Raw genomic sequence first — 15,935 nt, 5'->3', positions numbered from 1 at the left:
ATGAGCGCAGTGAAACTCGACGGCAAGGCGACAGCCGCCAGGATCAAGGCAGACCTCGCGACCCGGGTGGCCGCGCTCAAGGACCGCGGCATCACGCCCGGCCTGGGCACCGTCCTGGTGGGCGACGACCCGGGCAGCCAGATCTACGTCGCGGGCAAGCACCGCGACTGCGCCGAGGTCGGCATCGCCTCCATCCGCGTCGACCTCCCGGCCACCGCCACCCAGAAAGACGTCGAGGCGGCCGTCGACGAGCTCAACGCCTCCCCGGCCTGCACCGGCTACATCGTCCAGCTCCCGCTGCCGAAGCAGATCGACACGATGGCGCTGCTGGAGCGCATGGACCCGGCCAAAGACGCCGACGGCCTCCACCCGGTCAACCTCGGGCGCCTCGTCCACATGGTCGACGCGCCCCTGCCCTGCACGCCCCACGGCATCGTGCTGCTGCTCCAGGAGTACAACGTGCCGATCAAGGGCGCCGACGTCGTCGTGGTGGGCCGCGGCATCACCGTCGGCCGCTCGCTCGGCCTGCTGCTGACCCGCCGCAGCGAGAACGCCACGGTGACCCTCTGCCACACCGGCACCCAGGACCTGGCCGCCCACGTGCGCCGCGCCGACATCGTCGTGGCCGCGGCCGGCGTGCCCGAGCTCATCACGCGCGACATGGTCAAGCCCGGCGCGGCCGTCCTCGACGTGGGCGTCTCCAGGGTCCACGGCAAGATCGCCGGTGACGTGGCCCCCGACGTCGAGGAGGTCGCCGGTTTCCTCACGCCCAACCCGGGCGGGGTCGGGCCGATGACCCGCGCGCTGCTGCTGTCCAACGTCGTGGAGGCCGCCGAGCGTTCCTGAGTGATCGGGGGATGAAGCCCTGATGGGGGGAATGGGAAGAAGAGCGAGCCCCACCCCCATCACGGAAGGCCGATTCATGGACACCCCGCTCATCGCTGTCGAGGGCACCTACGAGGAGATGGGGGCCGAGGTCGGCCACCGCACCGCCGACCTGGTCGCGCGGAGCGTGGAGACCTACCTGCGGCGGTTCCGCGACAAGTCCGGGCTCTCCTCGGCCGACGTGCTGCGCTGGGGCCAGACCTTCCTCGACGTGGCCAGGGCGTACGACCCGAGCATCGCCGCCATGCTGGAGGGCCTGGCGGCCGGCGCGGGCCGGCCGGTCGAGCACATCGCCGCGCTCAACGCCCGTACCGAGCTGCTCGACGGCACCGGCTACCACGACGACGGCTGCACCGCGCTGGCCGTCCTGCCCAAGTACACCCGCGACGGCCACACCCTGCTCGCCCAGAACTGGGACTGGCATCCCGAGCAGGGCGCGGTCACCTTCCTGCTGGCCACCCGCGACACCGAGGGGTTCGCGGTGCTCACGCTGGCCGAGGCGGGCATGCTCGCCAAATCGGGGCTCAACTCGGCGGGGCTCGGGGTGTGCGCCAACCGCCTGCAGTCCGACCGCGACCACGCCGGGGCGGGGGTCCCGTACCACTTCCTGCTGCGCGGGGTGCTGCAGTCCGACCGCATGAGCCGGGCCCACCGCAAGGTGCTCGACGTGCCGCGCGTCTCCTCGGGCAACCTGCTCATCGCCGACGCCGGAGGCGAGGCCATCGACCTTGAGGTGGCTCCGGGCGCGTTCGGCGCGCTGCTGCCGCGCGACGGCCTGCTCACCCACGCCAACCACTTCGAGGCCGAGCTGCCGCTGGAGGACATGAAGGCGGCCAGGTCCGGCCTGACCCTGCTGCGCCCCGAACGCGTGCGCCACCTGCTGGAGGACATCGCCGCCGAGCGCGCGGTCGGCCTCGAACACGTCGTCGCCGCCCTGCGCGACCACTACTCCTTCCCCGACGGCGTCTGCCGCCACCTCGACCCCGACGCCGGCCCGGCCGAGGAGTGCCACACGGTCTACTCCGTCGTCATGGACCTCGACGCCCGCGAGCTGGCGATCGCCGGCGCGCCGCCGTGCGCCCGCCCGTACGAGCGGTGGGCCCTCGACGAGGTCTTCAAGCCGGACGCCGCCCCCGAGCTCTGCTTCGACCCCGCAGCCGACGGCGGGCGGCGCCCTCCGGCCTGGTGAGCCGGCTCACGGCTGGAAGTCCTGGTCCACGGCCACGGTGACGTCGAGCAGCAGGGGCTCCTCGCGGGCGGCCAGCGACGGGATCACCTCGTCGAGCACGGCCCCCAGCTCGGCGGGGCCGTCCACCCGCCGGGCGGGGCAGCCGAGCGACCTGGCCAGGGCGGCCATGTCCACCTCCGCGAACGGCGGCCAGGGGGCCTTGCCGCCCTGCCGGTCGGCCAGCCGGTCCATGACCGCGTAGCGGCCGTTGGCGAGCACGACGAACAGCGCGCCCACCCGGTAGTGGGCGGCGCTCCACAGGGCGTGCATGCCGTAGAGCGCCGAGCCGTCGCCCACGACCGCGACCACCGGGCGTCCGGGCAGCGCCATGCGCAGGCCGACCGCGGCCGGCACGGCGAACCCGAGCCCGCCCATGGCCGCCGAGACGAAACCCAGCGGGTTCCTGGCCGGGACCAGCCGGTGCAGGTCAGGACGGGACGACGGGGTCTCCTCCAGCAGCACGACGTCACGGGGCAGCCGCCGGGCCAGCTCGCGCAGCACGTACGCGGGCCGCATCGGCTCCCCGCCGGGCACCTCCGGCGCCGGGGCCGGTGGAACGGCCGCCGGAGCGGCGGGCCGGGCCGGCAGCAGGGCCGCCAGTCGCTCGCAGACGGCCCCGGGCGGGGCCAGGACGGCCAGGGCGGCCGGGCTCCGGTGCGCCTCGGCCGGGTCGTCGGTGACCACGGCGACCGCCGTCCCAGGCTCGACCAGCGGCCCCGGCGCGTACGGGTACTGCCGGAACACCGGCGCACCCACGGCCAGCACGACGTCATGCGGCGCCAGCACGGCCCGCAGTCGTCCCCGGTCGGCCGGCAGCACCCCCGCGTACTGCGGATGGTCCTGCGGGAACCCCGCCAGCGCCCCGAACGACTCCTGGAACACCGGGCACGCCAGCCGCTCGGCCAGCTGCACCAGCGGCCCCCAAGCCGCCCCTGCCCCCGACACGATCGCCGGGGACCGTGCCCCGGCCAGCAGCTCCACCAGCGGCGCCAGGCCGGCGTCGGGCACGGCGGCGGGCCGCAGCACCCGGGCCGGAGCCGCCGGGGTCTCGCCGGCGAAGGGCGCGTCCCAGTCGTCCATCGGTACCACGACCAGCGCGGGGCCCCGGTGCGTGACCGCCTCGTGAAAGGCCCTGGCCAGCGCCCCCGGCACGTCCTGCGCCCGCACCGGCTGGTCGGTCCACACCGGGTAGTCGCCGGCCAGCCCGGCCAGCCGCCCGGCGAGGAACGGCTCCAGCGCCAGGTGCCGCCGGTCCTGCTGCCCCACCAGGACGACCAGGGGAGCCCGGTTCACCCGGGCCGTGGCGAGGGCGCCCACCGCGTTGCCCAGCCCGGCCGTGGTGTGCAGCACGGCCAGCGCGGGCTCGGCGTGCCCGATGGCCCAGCCGGTGGCCATGCCGACGACCGAGCCCTCGTGCAGCGCGAGCACGAAGCGCAGGTCGTCCGGCAGGCCGGTCAGCAGCGACACCTCGGTCGAGCCGGGGTTGCCGAAGATCGTCGTCAGGCCGTGCCGCCGCAGCACCTCGAACGCCGCCGCCCTCACTGTGCTCACTGTGCCCCTCTCGCCTGCTGGATCCGCCGGTAGACCTGCCCGCGCAGCTCGCCGAAACGCGGCAGCGACCGGGTGCTGAGCTGGTCGCGGTCGCGCGGCAGGTCGATGGGCAGGTCCTCCATGACCGACGTCGGCGACGACGACAACACGATCACCCGTTGCCCCAGGTAGACGGCCTCGTCGATGTCGTGGGTGACGAACAGCGTGGTCACCTCAAGGTCCCGCCAGAGCCGCCGGATCAGGTCTTCCAGGTCGGCCCTGGTCTGCGCGTCCACGGCGGCGAACGGCTCGTCCATGAGCAGGACCTGCGGCTCGTAGGCCACGGCCCGCGCGATCGCCACACGCTGCTGCATGCCGCCCGAGAGCTGCCACGGATGGGCGCCGGCCACGTCGGCCAGCCCGACCGCCGCCAGCGACCCGGTCACCAGCTCCGCCCGCCGCGCGCGCGGCACCCGCTTCTCCTTCAGCGGCAGCTCGACGTTCTGCCGGACGGTCATCCAGGGGAACAGGCTGCGGCCGTACTCCTGGAAGACCACGGCCATGCGCGGCGGCGGCCCGGTCACCGGCTCGCCCGCCACCCGCACCTCGCCCCCGCTGACCGGCAGCAGCCCGGCCACGCACCGCAGCAGCGTCGTCTTGCCGCAGCCGGACGGCCCCACCACGCACACCAGCTCGCCCGCCGCGACGCCGAACGTGACCGAGCCGATCGCCTCCACCCGGCGGCCTGGGCTCCGGTAGACCTTGTTCAGCCCGGAGATCTCAAGCACGGGCGGCTCCGCTGCCGTGGTACCAGGCCAGGACCCATCGTTCAAGGCGGCCGAAGAGCAGCGAGAGCCCGAGGCCGAGCAGGCCGAGCAGCAGGATCCCGCTCCACATCTCGGCGATCTGGAACTGCCGCTGGAACAGCACGATCGTGAACCCGAGCCCGCTCGAACCGCCGAACATCTCGCTGATGACCATGAGGATGATCCCGATGGACAGCGCCTGCCGCAGCCCGGTCATGATCTGCGGGCTCGCGCCGCGCAGCACGAACCGGCGCAGCCTTGAGGCGCCGCGCACGCCGTACATGCGGCAGGTGTCCGACAGCACCTCGTCCAGCGCCCGGACGCCCTCCACGGTGTTGAGCAGGACGGGCCACAGGCAGCCCGACACGATGACCAGCACCTTCATGGCCGTGTCGATCCCGGCCAGCAACATGATCAGCGGCACCAGCACCGGCGGCGGGACGGCCCTGAAGAACTCCAGCACCGGCTCCAGCGTGACCCGCAGCCGCCGCGACAACCCGATCGGCACGCCGAGCCCCACCCCGAGCAGCCCGGCCAGCGCGTACCCCGCCAGCAGCCGCGCGAGGCTCGGCAGCACGTCGTCGAGCAGCCGCCGGGAGAACCACGTCGCGGCGAAGGCCCGGCCCACCTCGGCCGGGCCCGGCAGGTAGAACGTGCTGCCGCCGACCGCCCACCAGACCAGCACCAGCGCCGCGGGCAGGGCGACCAGCCTGAGCGCCCTCACGCCGCCGCCTCCGAGCGCACGGCCGGATGCCAGGCCAGCACCCGGCGTTCGAGCAGCCGCACGGCCGCGTTGACCACGATGCCCACGCCGCCCGCGAGCACGATCAGCGCGTACACGGTCGGCACGGCGCCGCTGCTCTGCGCCACCTGGATCTCCGCGCCGAGCCCCGGGCTGCCGATCACCAGCTCGGCCGTCACCGCCAGGATGAACGCCACCGCCGCCGCCAGCCGGAGCCCGGTCATCACGTACGGCAGCGCCGTCGGCCACACCAGGTGCCTGATCCGCGACCAGGCCGACAACCCGTACGAGCGGGCGGTGTCGTGGGCGACGGGATCGACGGCGGCGACGCCGTACAGGACCTGGATGAGCACCTGCCAGAAGGCGGCGTACACCACGAGCAGCAGCGTCGAGCCGAGCGTGGCGCCGAACAGCAGCGTGGCCAGCGGCACCAGCGCGACCGACGGGATCGGCCGCAGGAACTCGACCGTCGAGCCGGTCAGCGCCCGCAGCCCCGGCACGGTCCCGATCAGCACGCCCGCCGCGACCGCCGCGCAGAACGCCAGCGCCAGTCCGAGCGCCCAGCCGCGCATGGTCTCGCCGAGCGCGACCCAGAGCCGGGCCGTGGCCAGCTCGGCGGCGAGCGCGCCCAGTATCCGCGTGGCCGGGGGCAGGAACCGCTCGTCCACCAGGCCCAACCGCGGCACGGCCTCCACCAGCGCGAGCAGGCCGCCCAGCCCGGCGAGCCCGTGGAGGAGGTCGCGCCTCACGGGACCAGCGCGGACACGTCGATCCTCTTCGTCAGCACGCCGTCGGCCAGCGCCAGGTCGGCGATGGTCTGCACGGACGCCTTGTTGACCTCGACCGGCCACTTCGGCAGATGGATCTTCGCGATCACCTCGGGCGCGATCTTCGTGTACGTCCCGAGTATCTGCCGCACCTCGTCGGGATGACCGTCGGCGTACTCCAGCGACCTGCGCATCGCCGCGGTGAACCGTTCGGTCAGGCCGGGGTCGGTCCGGCCGGTGGTGAAGTACATGGCGACGGTGAGTCCGGGGGCCGCCTCGGCGAAGTTCCAGGCCACCGGCCGCGCGCCCTGGCTGATCGCCTGGCTGACGAACGGCTCGACCACCCAGATGGCGTCCACCCGGCCGCTGCGCAGGGCGGCGGGCGCGTCGGGGAAGGGCAGCTCGACGAACTCGATGCCGCCGGGGTCGCCGCCCGCCTTGCGGACCGAGGCCCGGATCGTCGTGTCGCCGATGTTCTTGAGCTGGTTGACCGAGATCCGCCGGCCCGCCAGGTCCTTGGCCGACCTGATCGGGCTGTCCGGCTCGACCAGCACCGCGCTGAAGTCCTCGCCCGGCCGCCCGGTCGAGGAGACGCCGTTGGCCACCACTTTCACGTCCAGCCCCTGCTGCTTGGCGGTCAGCAGCGAGGTGGTGTTGGCGAAGGCGAACTGGAACTGCCCGCCGACCGTCCCCGAGATGCTGGCCGCGCCGCCCTGCACGGGGGTGATCGCCAGGTCGATGCCCTGCTCGGCGAAGAAGCCCTTGGCCCTGCCCAGGTGGATGGGCGCGGTGTCGACGATCGCGATCACTCCGGCGTTGACCCGGGCCTTGCCTCCCGCCGTCGTGCCCGGCCGCGGGCCGCCGCAGGCGGCCACGAGCAGGGCGGCGAGGATGATGAGAGCGCGACGCACGGCTGCTCCTAGGTGTTCGCTATGCGCACAGGTATTCTCTGTCCGAACAGCCCCATATGGCGGAAACTACGCCCTTGTCGGCTTCTGTCAAGGGATCACCATGGTCGATCATGTGCAGTCGCTGGCCAGAGGGCTGGCGGTGATCCGCGCGTTCAGCGCCGCGGCGCCCGAGCTGACGCTCAGTCAGGTGGCGCGGGCGACCGGCCTCAGCCGCGCCGCCGCCAGGCGTTTCCTCATCACCCTCACCGACCTCGGCTACGTGCGCAACGACGGCCGGCTGTTCGCGCTCACCCCCCGCGTCCTGGAGCTTGGATACGCCTACCTGTCCGGCCTGTCGCTGCCCGAGGTCGCCGGCCCCCACCTGGAACGCCTGGCCGCCGAGGTGCACGAGTCCGCCTCGGTCGCGGTTCTCGACGGCGAGGACGTCGTGTACGTCGCCCGCGTCGCCACCGCCCGGATCATGAGCGTGTCGATCAGCATCGGCACCCGCTTCCCGGCCTACTGCACGTCGATGGGCCGGGTGCTGCTGTCCGCCCTGCCGCCCGGCGACCTGGACGACTACCTGGGACGGGCCGCGTTACGCAGGCTGACCTCCAGGACCGTCGTGCTGCCCGACGCGCTGCGGGCCGAGCTGGAGCAGGTGCGCCTGCGCGGCTGGGCGATGGTGGACCAGGAGCTGGAGGAGGGCCTGCGGTCGGTCGCCGCGCCCGTACGCGACCACGCCGGCCGTACGGTCGCCGCCGTGAACGTCTCCACGCACGCCGGCCGTACCAGCCTGCACCAGGTCAGGACGGGGCTGCTGCCCGAGCTCCTGGCCACGGCGGCGCGCATCGAGGCCGACCTGGCGAAGGTCTCGGTGACCCGCGCCTGACGCCCGCTTGTCGGTCGCCGGTCGTCCGTCACCGGTTGCGGTAGCGGTCGGTCGCGTCGCGGGTGGCCCGGATCGCCGCCTCGGCCCGGTCGTAGGTGCGCTGGGCCAGGCCGACGAAGATGCAGTCGACGATCAGCAGCTGGCTGATCCGGCTGGCCAGCGCGCCGGGCCGGAAGGCGGTCTCCCGGCCGGCCGACACCAGCGTGTGGCTGGCCAGGTCGGCCAGCGACGAGCGCGGGTTGTTGGTGATGGCCACGATCAGCGCCCCGGCCTCGGCCGCCGTACGGGCCGGGACCAGCACGTCGGGGGTCTCGCCGCTACAGCTGATGGCCACCGCCACGTCGCCGTCCCGCAGCAGCGCCGCGCTGGTCAGGGCCAGGTGGGCGTCGCTGAACGGATGGCTGGACAGGCCGATGCGCAGCAGCTTCTGCGACATGTCGGCGGCCACCAGACCCGAGGCCGCCACGCCGTAGACGTCCACCCGCCGGGCCACCGCGATGGCCTGGACGACCTCGCCGAGCTGGTCGGGGTCGAGCTGCGCCGCCGTGTCCGCCAGCGCGTCGGACTCCGCCCGCGCCACCTTGGCGATCACGTCGGTCAGCGGGTCGTCGGGGGCCAGGTCGCCGGGCACCAGGCGTTCGGGCTGCTTGGCCACGGCGGCGGCCAGCGCGAAGCGCATCTGCGAGTAACCGGCGAAGCCGAGCGCCCGCGCGGTGCGCACGATCGTCGCCTCGCTGGTGCCCGACACCGCGCTGAACTCGGTGATCGTGCTCCGCACGACCAGCCCCGGGTCGTCCAGGATGATGCGTCCGATGGCCTGCGCCGCCGGGGTCAGCGACGGCAGCACCGCGCGCACGGTGGCGACCGGGTTCGCGGGCTCGGTGTTCAACGGGTCAGCCATTCGGCCGCCGCCTGCGCGGAGACGCGGGAGATGCCGTGCGTGGCGACGTGGGCGGCCCCGACGGGCGCGTCGCTGATGCCGGTGTCCACCACGATCGCGTCGGGCCGGACGGCCAGCGCCCGCGCCAGCGCCTCGCGCACCCACGGGTGCCGGGCCGCGTCGTGCACCACGAGCACCACGGGACGGTCGTCGAAGGCGGGCAGCTCGCCGTCGCGGTCGAGGCGCACCCTGGCGGTGTTCGGCAGCCGGGCGGCCAGCGCCGCCGCGATGCCGGTCGGCGTGGCGGGATCGACCGCCTGGTTGAGCCGGGTGTTGACCTCCACGACCAGCGGCCCCCGGTCGAGCACGGCGGTGCCGGTCGTGGTCAGCGCGGCCCTGGCGGCCTCCAGGCCGACGCCCTCGTCGATGTCGGCGCGGGCCTTCTCGCGCAGCTCCGACCGCTCGGCGTACCAGGTGGACAGGGCGAGCACCCGGCCGGCCGCCTCGGCCAGCCGCTCCTCGGCCAGCCGGCCCGTGCGCACCGCCTCGACGACGGCGTCGCGCATCTCGTGCAGGCTCCGCTCGTCGGCCCGGCCGGCGCAGATGGTGTCGACGCCGGCGGCCAGCGCGCGCACCGCGATCTCGCCGGGGCCGAACATGTCGGCCACGGCCTGCATCTCGATCGCGTCGGTGACCACCACTCCGTCGAAGCCGAGCTCGCCCCTGAGCAGGTCGGTCAGGGCGCTGTGGCTGAGCGTGGCCGGCATCGACGGGTCGAGCGCGGGCACGAGCAGGTGGCCGGACATGATCGAGCGCACCCCGTGCGCGATGGCGGCCCGGAACGGCGGCAGGTCGCGCTCGTCGAGCACCGCCCGAGAGGCGTGCACGGTGGGCAGGGCCAGGTGGGAGTCGGTGGTCGTGTCGCCGTGCCCCGGGAAGTGCTTGGCGCAGGCGGCCACGCCCGCGCCCTGCACCCCGGCCACGTACGCGACGGTGTGCCGGGCGACCAGCTCGGGATCGGGCCCGAACGAGCGCACGCCGATGACCGGGTTCTCCGGGTTGGCGTTCACGTCGGCGGAGGGGGCGTAGTCGAGGGAGATGTCGAGTTCGGCGAGCATCCGGCCGATCTGCCGGCCGACCCGCTCGGTCAGCTCGACGTCGTCGGCCACGCCCAGCGCCCGGTTGCCGGGGAAGGAGCTGCCGGCGAGCACTTCGAGCCGGGTGACCGCGCCGCCCTCCTCGTCGACCGCGACGATCGCGCCGGGGTTCTCGGCGCGCACCGAACGGACGAGCTGCTCGCCGATGGAGTTGCGGGCGAACAGGATGACGCCGCCCAGGCCCTCGCCCAGCGCGCGGCGCAGCCAGTCGGGAGGCGACGTCCCTTCGAACCCCGGCTGGAGCACCGTCATCGCAAGTCGGACCAGCTCTGCGCTCATGCGGCATTTTCCTTCACGGTTGTTGATCTGAAGGTAATTTTCTGTCATCGTCGCCCTCGACACAACCATTGTCGAGAGGCCACCCCCCATGCCCAGCAGAAGGACTCTCCTGAAGGGTCTCGCTCTCGCCGCCGCCGCGTCCGCCGTGCCGCTGCCGGCCTTCGCCCAGGCAGACTACGTCCCCCCGCTGCGTCAGATGCGCGGCATGTGGATCGCTTCCGTGGTCAACATCAACTGGCCCTCGAAGCCGGGGCTGAGCGCCGACGAGCAGAAGGCCGAATACCTCGCCTGGCTCGACGTGGCCGTGCAGCGCAAGCTCAACTCCGTGTTCGTGCAGATCAGGCCGACCGCCGACGCGTTCTGGCCGTCGCCGTTCGAGCCCTGGTCGCAGTACCTGACCGGCACCCAGGGCCAGGACCCCGGCTACGACCCGCTCGGGTTCGCCGTGGAGGAGACCCACAAGCGCGGCCTGGCCTTCCACGCCTGGTTCAACCCCTACCGCGTGTCGATGCAGCCCGACCCGGGCAAGCTGCACCCCGATCACCCCGGCCGCAAGAACCCCGACTGGATCCTGCCGTTCGGCGGCAAGCTCTACTACAACCCGGGCATGCCCGAGGTCCGCAAGTTCTGCCAGGACGCGATGATGGACGCGATCACCCGCTACGACATCGACGGCCTGCACTTCGACGACTACTTCTACCCGACCAACACCACTGCTTTCGACGACAGCGCCGCGTTCGCCAAGCACGGCGCCGGCTTCCCCGACCTGGCCTCCTGGCGGCGCAACAACGTCGACCTCATGGTCAGCGAGATGCAGCAGCGCGTCCTGCAGGCCAAGCCGGAGATCGCCTGGGGCATCAGCCCGTCGGGCATCTGGCGCAACAAGGGCACCGACCCGCTCGGCTCCGAGACCAACGGCGGCCAGTCCTACGACAACCTGCACGCCGACACCCGCGGCTGGGTCAAGAAGGGCTGGCTGGACTACATCGCGCCGCAGCTCTACTGGTACATCGGGCAGCCGCCGGCCGACTACTCCAAGCTCGTCCCGTGGTGGTCGGACGTGGCCGCGGGCACGAACACGCTGCTGTGGATCGGGCAGGCGGCGTACAAGGCGGGCGACCCGGCCCAGGCCGCCGAGTGGCAGAAGCCGGACGAGCTGTCCAGGCACCTGACGCTCAACCGCGCCCACCCCGAGATCAGCGGCGACATCTGGTACAACGCCAACGACGTCAAGGTGGACCGGCTCGCCTCCATCACGACCGCCGTCAACGACCACTACCAGCGGCCCGCGCTCGCGCCCGTGCTGCCCCGCCTGGCGAACGGCGAGCCGCCGCGCCGCCCGGTGGTGGCGTACGCGCTGCGCCGCACCGGCGGCGTCGAGGTGCGCGTGGTCGCCACCGGCCGGGACGAGCCGTTCCAGTTCGCCATCTTCCGCTTCCCGGACGAGGCCGGCCAGAACGCCTTCGCCGACGCGCGCAACCTGGTCGCGGTCGTGCCCGCCGACCGCCAGATCCGCTGGACGGACCCCGACGGCAAGCGCGGCGACCACTACTACGCGGTCGCCGTCGACCGGGCCAACAGGACCAGCAAGCCCAGCCGCGGTTTCCGGGTGATCTGAAAGACACCGGTGAAGGAACGCTGACCTCCGGCGCCGCGCGCATGGCTCACCAGCGCGCGTCGCCGGCACGTTCCCTGACCGGCGACGAGCACGGCGCGCGCCACCGGCCTGTCGGCCCGCGGTCGCCCGCCGTCGCCCGTTCCGCGCCCAGCAGGGACGAGCACGGTGATCTCTCGATGGTTCCGACGCTGCCGGAACCCCTCGCCGAAGCCCCGGTCGCGATCTGGCTCCCTCTAGGAAGCCCTCCTACCGGCCGCCGACGGCTGCTGCTCAGCCGCGGCGCCCGCCGACCGCTGTGGTGGCACCACAGGGGTCGGGCGCACCAGCCCGAGCGCGACGACCTCGTTGGCGAGGCGCGTGCGGCGGTTGGTGCCCTCAGGAATCCTGAACTTCTGGTACAGCCGCAGCAGGTGTTGCTTGACCGCGGCTTCGGTCACGACCAGGTCGTCGGCGATCTCGCGCGCCGTCGCCGGAGCGACGAACGCCTCGTCGGACAGCGCCGGCCTGCAGAGCGAGGTCAGCACATCGACCTCGCGCCTGGTCAGCTCGGGCGCCGCCGCCCTGCGCAGCTCGACCTCGGGGGTGAAGTCCTCACGGGGGACTCCACCGATGCGACCCCGCGCCGCGCCGAACGAGACGACGTCGCCGTCGTCAAGGACCCTCCGGGCGATCGGCCTGCCGTTCACCCGTGTGCCGTTGCGGGACAGGCCCAGGTCAACGACGTACAGGTAGGGTCCTCGTCTGACGAACTCGGCATGGAGTCGAGACACACTGGGGTCGGTGAGCCGGATGTCCACACCCCGGCCTCTCCCGACCGTCGTGATCTCGGGGCGCAACGGGACCACGTCGCCGGTGTCCTCGATGCGTATGAACGGCCCCTCCACGGCAGTTCCTCCCCAGGTAGCCCGCCGTAACTATTACTACAGCTCCGGCTTACCCAACCGAGGGGATGCGGAATCGCCTTTGCCGAAAGGAGAATCCCACGTGAAATTGGTCTGGACCTCTGCGAACGGTTTTACCTGCTCACGGGTAGACTTCGGAGGAAGATAAGCGGAGGAAACACTCATGGCGGACAAGCCCACGAAAGGCCTGGCCGATGTCGTAGCCGCGTCCACAGCGCTGAGCGACATCGACGGCAAGGCCGGTCGCCTCTTCTACCGTGGATACGACATCCACGACCTGGCCGGCCGAGCGACGTTCGAGGAGACCGCGTACCTGCTGCAGCACGGCAGGCTGCCCGACCGGGCCCAGCTGGAGGCGTACGGCGCCGACCTGGCCCAGGGCCGGGAGCTCGGCGCGCTGGTCGCCGCGAACGTGGCGGAGATCGCCGAGAAGCAGAAACCCATGGAGGCGCTCCGCTCCCTCGTCTCACTCTCCGGCGCCGACGACCCCGACAAGGACTCCACCGCCCCCGACGCGAACCTGCGCAAGGCGGCCCGCCTGACCGCGCAGCAGCCCGTGCTGGTCGCCCGCTACCACGCCGCGCGCACCGGCGGCGCGGCCCCCGAGGCCGACCCCGAGCTCAGCATCGCCGGAAACTTCCTGCTCCAGGTCACCGGACGCGCCCCCGAGCGGCGCGCGGTCGAGATCTTCGACGAGTGCCTGGTGCTGCACGCCGACCACACGATGAACGCCTCGACGTTCGCCGCCCGCGTCTGCGCCGCGACCCTGTCGGACATGCACTCGGCCATCGTCGCGGCCATCGGCACGCTCAAGGGCCCGCTGCACGGTGGCGCGAACGAGCAGGTCATGAAGACCCTGGAGTCGATCCCGCCGGGCGGGGTGGCCCAGGCCGTGCGCGACAAGCTCGCAGCGGGCGAGAAGATCATGGGCTTCGGCCACCGCGTCTACAAGACCGAGGACCCGCGCGCCACGCACCTGCGCCGCATGTCCGCCGAGCTGGCCGAGGCCGCCGGCGACGACACCTACTACCGGATGTCGAAGGAGATGGAGGAGGTCGTCTTCGAGACGAAGGGCCTCTATCCGAACGTCGATTTCTACGCGGCGTCGGTCTACCACTACCTTGGCATTCCGACGGACCTGTTCACCCCCGTCTTCTCGATCAGCCGCATGTCCGGCTGGACCGCGCACGTGATCGAGCAGCATGCCGACAACAGGCTGATCCGGCCCGACAGTGAATACATTGGCGAGCGCGATCAGAAGTGGAAGCCAATAGAAGAGCGTTGAGCCGAGAGAACGAACGTGAACGCTGGGGACCGTTCCCGCTGATTGTGGCGGGAGCGGTCGCCGCCGTGCTCGTGATCCTGTTGGTGGACCCGCGCTGGGGCGGGTTCGCGCTGGGCGGTGTGCTGATGGTCGCCGCCGCGCTCCGGTTCGCCGGGTTCGACGGGCAACTGGCCGTCCGCGACAAGGTGACGGACGTCATCACGCTGATCGCGTTCGGCTTCCTCATGGCCCTGACCTCGCTCGCGCTGTACAACAACGCGTTCAAGGCCTGGCTCCTGTCCCTTTTGGCCGGTTGACGGGACGGTCCGATAGCCTCAACGCATCCATTCATTGAAGGGGAACCATTCGCATGCCCAAGATCAAGGTGGAGGGTCCTGTCGTCGAGCTCGACGGCGACGAGATGACCCGGATCATCTGGCAGTTCATCAAGGACCAGCTGATCCTTCCCTACCTCGACGTCGACCTGAAGTACTACGACCTGGGGATCGAGTACCGGGACTCGACGGACGACCAGGTCACCATCGACGCCGCCAACGCCATCAAGAAGTACGGCGTCGGTGTGAAGTGCGCCACCATCACCCCAGACGAGGCGCGGGTCGAGGAGTTCGGGCTCAAGAAGATGTGGAAGTCCCCCAACGGGACCATCCGCAACATCCTCGGCGGCGTGATCTTCCGTGAGCCGATCATCATGTCGAACGTGCCGCGGCTCGTGCCCGGCTGGACCAAGCCGATCGTCGTCGGCCGTCACGCCTTCGGCGACCAGTACCGCGCCACCGACCTGGTCATCCCCGGCGAGGGCACCCTGACCCTCACGTACACGCCGAAGGACGGCTCCGAGCCGATCGAGCTCGACGTGTACGACTTCCCGGGCGGCGGCGTCGCCATGGCGATGTACAACCTCGACGAGTCGATCCGCGACTTCGCCCGCGCCTCCATGCGCTACGGCCTGGCCCGCAACTACCCGGTCTACCTGTCGACGAAGAACACCATCCTCAAGGCGTACGACGGCCGCTTCAAGGACATCTTCGCCGAGGTCTTCGAGACCGAGTTCAAGGCCGACTTCGACAAGGCCGGGCTCACCTACGAGCACCGCCTCATCGACGACATGGTCGCCGCGGCGCTCAAGTGGGAGGGCGGCTACGTCTGGGCCGCCAAGAACTACGACGGCGACGTGCAGTCCGACACCGTCGCCCAGGGCTTCGGCTCGCTCGGCCTGATGACCTCCGTCCTCATGACCCCCGACGGCCAGACCGTCGAGGCCGAGGCCGCCCACGGCACCGTGACCCGCCACTACCGCGAGCACCAGAAGGGCAACCCCACCTCCACGAACCCGATCGCCTCGATCTTCGCGTGGACGCGTGGCCTGGCCCACCGCGGCAAGCTGGACAACACCCCCGCCGTGACCGACTTCGCCAACAAGCTGGAGCAGGTCTGCATCGAGACCGTCGAGAGCGGTCAGATGACCAAGGACCTCGCCATGCTGGTCGGCGGCGACGCCAAGTGGCTCACCACCCAGGACTTCCTGGCCGCCCTGGACGAGAACCTCAAGAAGAAGATGTCTGCTTGAGAGAAAACGGCCTCTACCTGCGGCTTCGTCGTACGGTAGGGGCCGTTTCGCATGTCCGGGGCCGGCTGCGGGCCGTCTTTCCGGGGGTTGACGTGCGGGCAGGGGCGATTATGGTCCGTTTAGGAAAGTTTCCTAAGAGAAGCTTCCGTCCCTCGCACGCATCAGGAGGCGTCCTCGTGCTGTCCAGGAAGTGGGCCACCGGCCTGCCCGTCGCGACCCTGCTCACCACCGTGCTGCTCACGGGCTTCGCCCCGGCCGCCCACGCCGTCCCCGACGGCTGCACCTCCAGCGTGAACGGCTCCACGGCCGAGAGCCGCTGCACCGGCGGCACGGGCCAGCACCAGATCGCGATCACCGTCCTGCACGTCAACCCCGCCGTCGGTTACGTCTACAACGTCGGCCCATGGGTCTCTCCCGGCCAGGTCTCCTCGGCCACCATCCCGCCCGGCACGATCATCTCCATCCGCGTCAACAAGCGCTGAGATCCAGCAGGCACCCGCGGGCGGC

16 protein-coding genes are annotated in these 15,935 nt (G+C 71.9%); 8 read left to right on the top strand and 8 right to left on the bottom strand.

The genetic code is table 11. The annotated features are described in order from the left end of the window. Window positions 1-846, top strand: coding sequence for a bifunctional methylenetetrahydrofolate dehydrogenase/methenyltetrahydrofolate cyclohydrolase (locus tag ACNF49_RS52780; RefSeq protein ID WP_357969695.1), 846 nt, complete (start codon window positions 1-3; stop codon window positions 844-846). Window positions 847-922: 76 nt separating this feature from the next. Then, the gene (locus ACNF49_RS52775) at window positions 923-2,074 is read left to right on the top strand and encodes a C45 family autoproteolytic acyltransferase/hydrolase (RefSeq protein WP_357969697.1); all 1,152 of its coding nucleotides are present in this window, start codon (window positions 923-925) and stop codon (window positions 2,072-2,074) included. A gap of 6 nt (window positions 2,075-2,080) precedes the next feature. On the opposite strand, the gene ACNF49_RS52770 is transcribed toward ACNF49_RS52775, so the two are convergent. Genes ACNF49_RS52770 through ACNF49_RS52750 form a run of 5 tightly spaced genes read right to left on the bottom strand, consistent with a single transcriptional unit; the run spans window position 2,081 to window position 6,869 of the window. Continuing rightward, window positions 2,081-3,664, bottom strand: coding sequence for a thiamine pyrophosphate-dependent enzyme (locus tag ACNF49_RS52770; protein ID WP_482942353.1), 1,584 nt, complete (start codon window positions 3,662-3,664; stop codon window positions 2,081-2,083). Next, window positions 3,661-4,431: an ABC transporter ATP-binding protein gene (locus tag ACNF49_RS52765; protein ID WP_482942352.1), complete on the bottom strand. Its 771-nt coding sequence runs from the start codon at window positions 4,429-4,431 to the stop codon at window positions 3,661-3,663. The genes ACNF49_RS52770 and ACNF49_RS52765 overlap by 4 nt, the downstream gene beginning before the upstream one ends. Continuing rightward, a complete protein-coding gene (locus ACNF49_RS52760; protein ID WP_482942351.1) occupies window positions 4,424-5,173 on the bottom strand; it encodes an ABC transporter permease in 750 nt (249 codons plus the stop codon). The genes ACNF49_RS52765 and ACNF49_RS52760 overlap by 8 nt, the downstream gene beginning before the upstream one ends. Then, window positions 5,170-5,940 (bottom strand): ABC transporter permease, encoded by a 771-nt coding sequence (locus ACNF49_RS52755; protein ID WP_357969706.1) that lies wholly within the window; start codon window positions 5,938-5,940, stop codon window positions 5,170-5,172. Before ACNF49_RS52755 ends, ACNF49_RS52760 begins: the two co-directional genes overlap by 4 nt. Further along, window positions 5,937-6,869: an ABC transporter substrate-binding protein gene (locus ACNF49_RS52750; RefSeq protein ID WP_357969709.1), complete on the bottom strand. Its 933-nt coding sequence runs from the start codon at window positions 6,867-6,869 to the stop codon at window positions 5,937-5,939. Before ACNF49_RS52750 ends, ACNF49_RS52755 begins: the two co-directional genes overlap by 4 nt. A 100-nt stretch (window positions 6,870-6,969) precedes the next feature. On the opposite strand from ACNF49_RS52750, the gene ACNF49_RS52745 reads away from it, so the two are divergent. Then, window positions 6,970-7,740 (top strand): IclR family transcriptional regulator, encoded by a 771-nt coding sequence (locus tag ACNF49_RS52745; protein ID WP_482942350.1) that lies wholly within the window; start codon window positions 6,970-6,972, stop codon window positions 7,738-7,740. Window positions 7,741-7,768: 28 nt separating this feature from the next. Here ACNF49_RS52745 and ACNF49_RS52740 read toward each other — a convergent pair whose 3' ends face one another. Both ACNF49_RS52740 and ACNF49_RS52735 read right to left on the bottom strand, forming a co-directional pair. After that, window positions 7,769-8,641, bottom strand: coding sequence for a MurR/RpiR family transcriptional regulator (locus ACNF49_RS52740; RefSeq protein WP_352328557.1), 873 nt, complete (start codon window positions 8,639-8,641; stop codon window positions 7,769-7,771). After that, a complete protein-coding gene (locus ACNF49_RS52735) occupies window positions 8,626-10,056 on the bottom strand; it encodes a glycoside hydrolase family 3 protein (protein WP_357969715.1) in 1,431 nt (476 codons plus the stop codon). The genes ACNF49_RS52740 and ACNF49_RS52735 overlap by 16 nt, the downstream gene beginning before the upstream one ends. 88 nt (window positions 10,057-10,144) lie before the next feature. On the opposite strand from ACNF49_RS52735, the gene ACNF49_RS52730 reads away from it, so the two are divergent. Beyond that, entirely contained in the window at window positions 10,145-11,674 is a 1,530-nt protein-coding gene (locus ACNF49_RS52730; protein WP_357969718.1) for a glycoside hydrolase family 10-like protein, read from the top strand. A gap of 233 nt (window positions 11,675-11,907) precedes the next feature. Here the strand turns inward: ACNF49_RS52730 and ACNF49_RS52725 are convergent, their stop codons facing one another. Further along, the gene (locus tag ACNF49_RS52725) at window positions 11,908-12,558 is read right to left on the bottom strand and encodes an FHA domain-containing protein (protein WP_352362084.1); all 651 of its coding nucleotides are present in this window, start codon (window positions 12,556-12,558) and stop codon (window positions 11,908-11,910) included. Between the two features lie 181 nt (window positions 12,559-12,739). Here ACNF49_RS52725 and ACNF49_RS52720 point away from each other — a divergent pair, with 181 nt between their 5' ends. From ACNF49_RS52720 to ACNF49_RS52705, 4 genes are all read left to right on the top strand, one after another. Then, on the top strand, window positions 12,740-13,861 hold the full coding sequence (locus ACNF49_RS52720; protein ID WP_357969721.1) for a citrate/2-methylcitrate synthase: 1,122 nt from the start codon (window positions 12,740-12,742) through the stop codon (window positions 13,859-13,861). Beyond that, window positions 13,858-14,157 (top strand): DUF3017 domain-containing protein, encoded by a 300-nt coding sequence (locus ACNF49_RS52715; RefSeq protein WP_357969724.1) that lies wholly within the window; start codon window positions 13,858-13,860, stop codon window positions 14,155-14,157. The genes ACNF49_RS52720 and ACNF49_RS52715 overlap by 4 nt, the downstream gene beginning before the upstream one ends. 53 nt (window positions 14,158-14,210) lie before the next feature. Continuing rightward, the gene (locus ACNF49_RS52710; RefSeq protein ID WP_357969726.1) at window positions 14,211-15,428 is read left to right on the top strand and encodes an NADP-dependent isocitrate dehydrogenase; all 1,218 of its coding nucleotides are present in this window, start codon (window positions 14,211-14,213) and stop codon (window positions 15,426-15,428) included. A 176-nt stretch (window positions 15,429-15,604) separates the two neighbouring features. Beyond that, a complete protein-coding gene (locus tag ACNF49_RS52705; protein WP_482942348.1) occupies window positions 15,605-15,910 on the top strand; it encodes a hypothetical protein in 306 nt (101 codons plus the stop codon). Window positions 15,911-15,935: the final 25 nt, after the last annotated feature.

The organism is Actinomadura sp. ATCC 39365, from assembly GCF_054392275.1.
This window is presented reverse-complemented; position numbering and strand designations above follow the sequence as displayed.

Excerpts from the sequence above, each read along its gene's own strand:
- ACNF49_RS52740 (WP_352328557.1), bottom strand. The coding sequence starts at position 8,641 with ATGGCTGACCCGTTGAACACCGAGCCCGCGAACCCGGTCGCCACCGTG.
- ACNF49_RS52710 (WP_357969726.1), top strand. The coding sequence starts at position 14,211 with ATGCCCAAGATCAAGGTGGAGGGTCCTGTCGTCGAGCTCGACGGCGAC.
- ACNF49_RS52735 (WP_357969715.1), bottom strand. The coding sequence starts at position 10,056 with ATGAGCGCAGAGCTGGTCCGACTTGCGATGACGGTGCTCCAGCCGGGG.
- ACNF49_RS52780 (WP_357969695.1), top strand. The coding sequence starts at position 1 with ATGAGCGCAGTGAAACTCGACGGCAAGGCGACAGCCGCCAGGATCAAG.
- ACNF49_RS52720 (WP_357969721.1), top strand. The coding sequence starts at position 12,740 with ATGGCGGACAAGCCCACGAAAGGCCTGGCCGATGTCGTAGCCGCGTCC.
- ACNF49_RS52745 (WP_482942350.1), top strand. The coding sequence starts at position 6,970 with ATGGTCGATCATGTGCAGTCGCTGGCCAGAGGGCTGGCGGTGATCCGC.
- ACNF49_RS52730 (WP_357969718.1), top strand. The coding sequence starts at position 10,145 with ATGCCCAGCAGAAGGACTCTCCTGAAGGGTCTCGCTCTCGCCGCCGCC.
- ACNF49_RS52775 (WP_357969697.1), top strand. The coding sequence starts at position 923 with ATGGACACCCCGCTCATCGCTGTCGAGGGCACCTACGAGGAGATGGGG.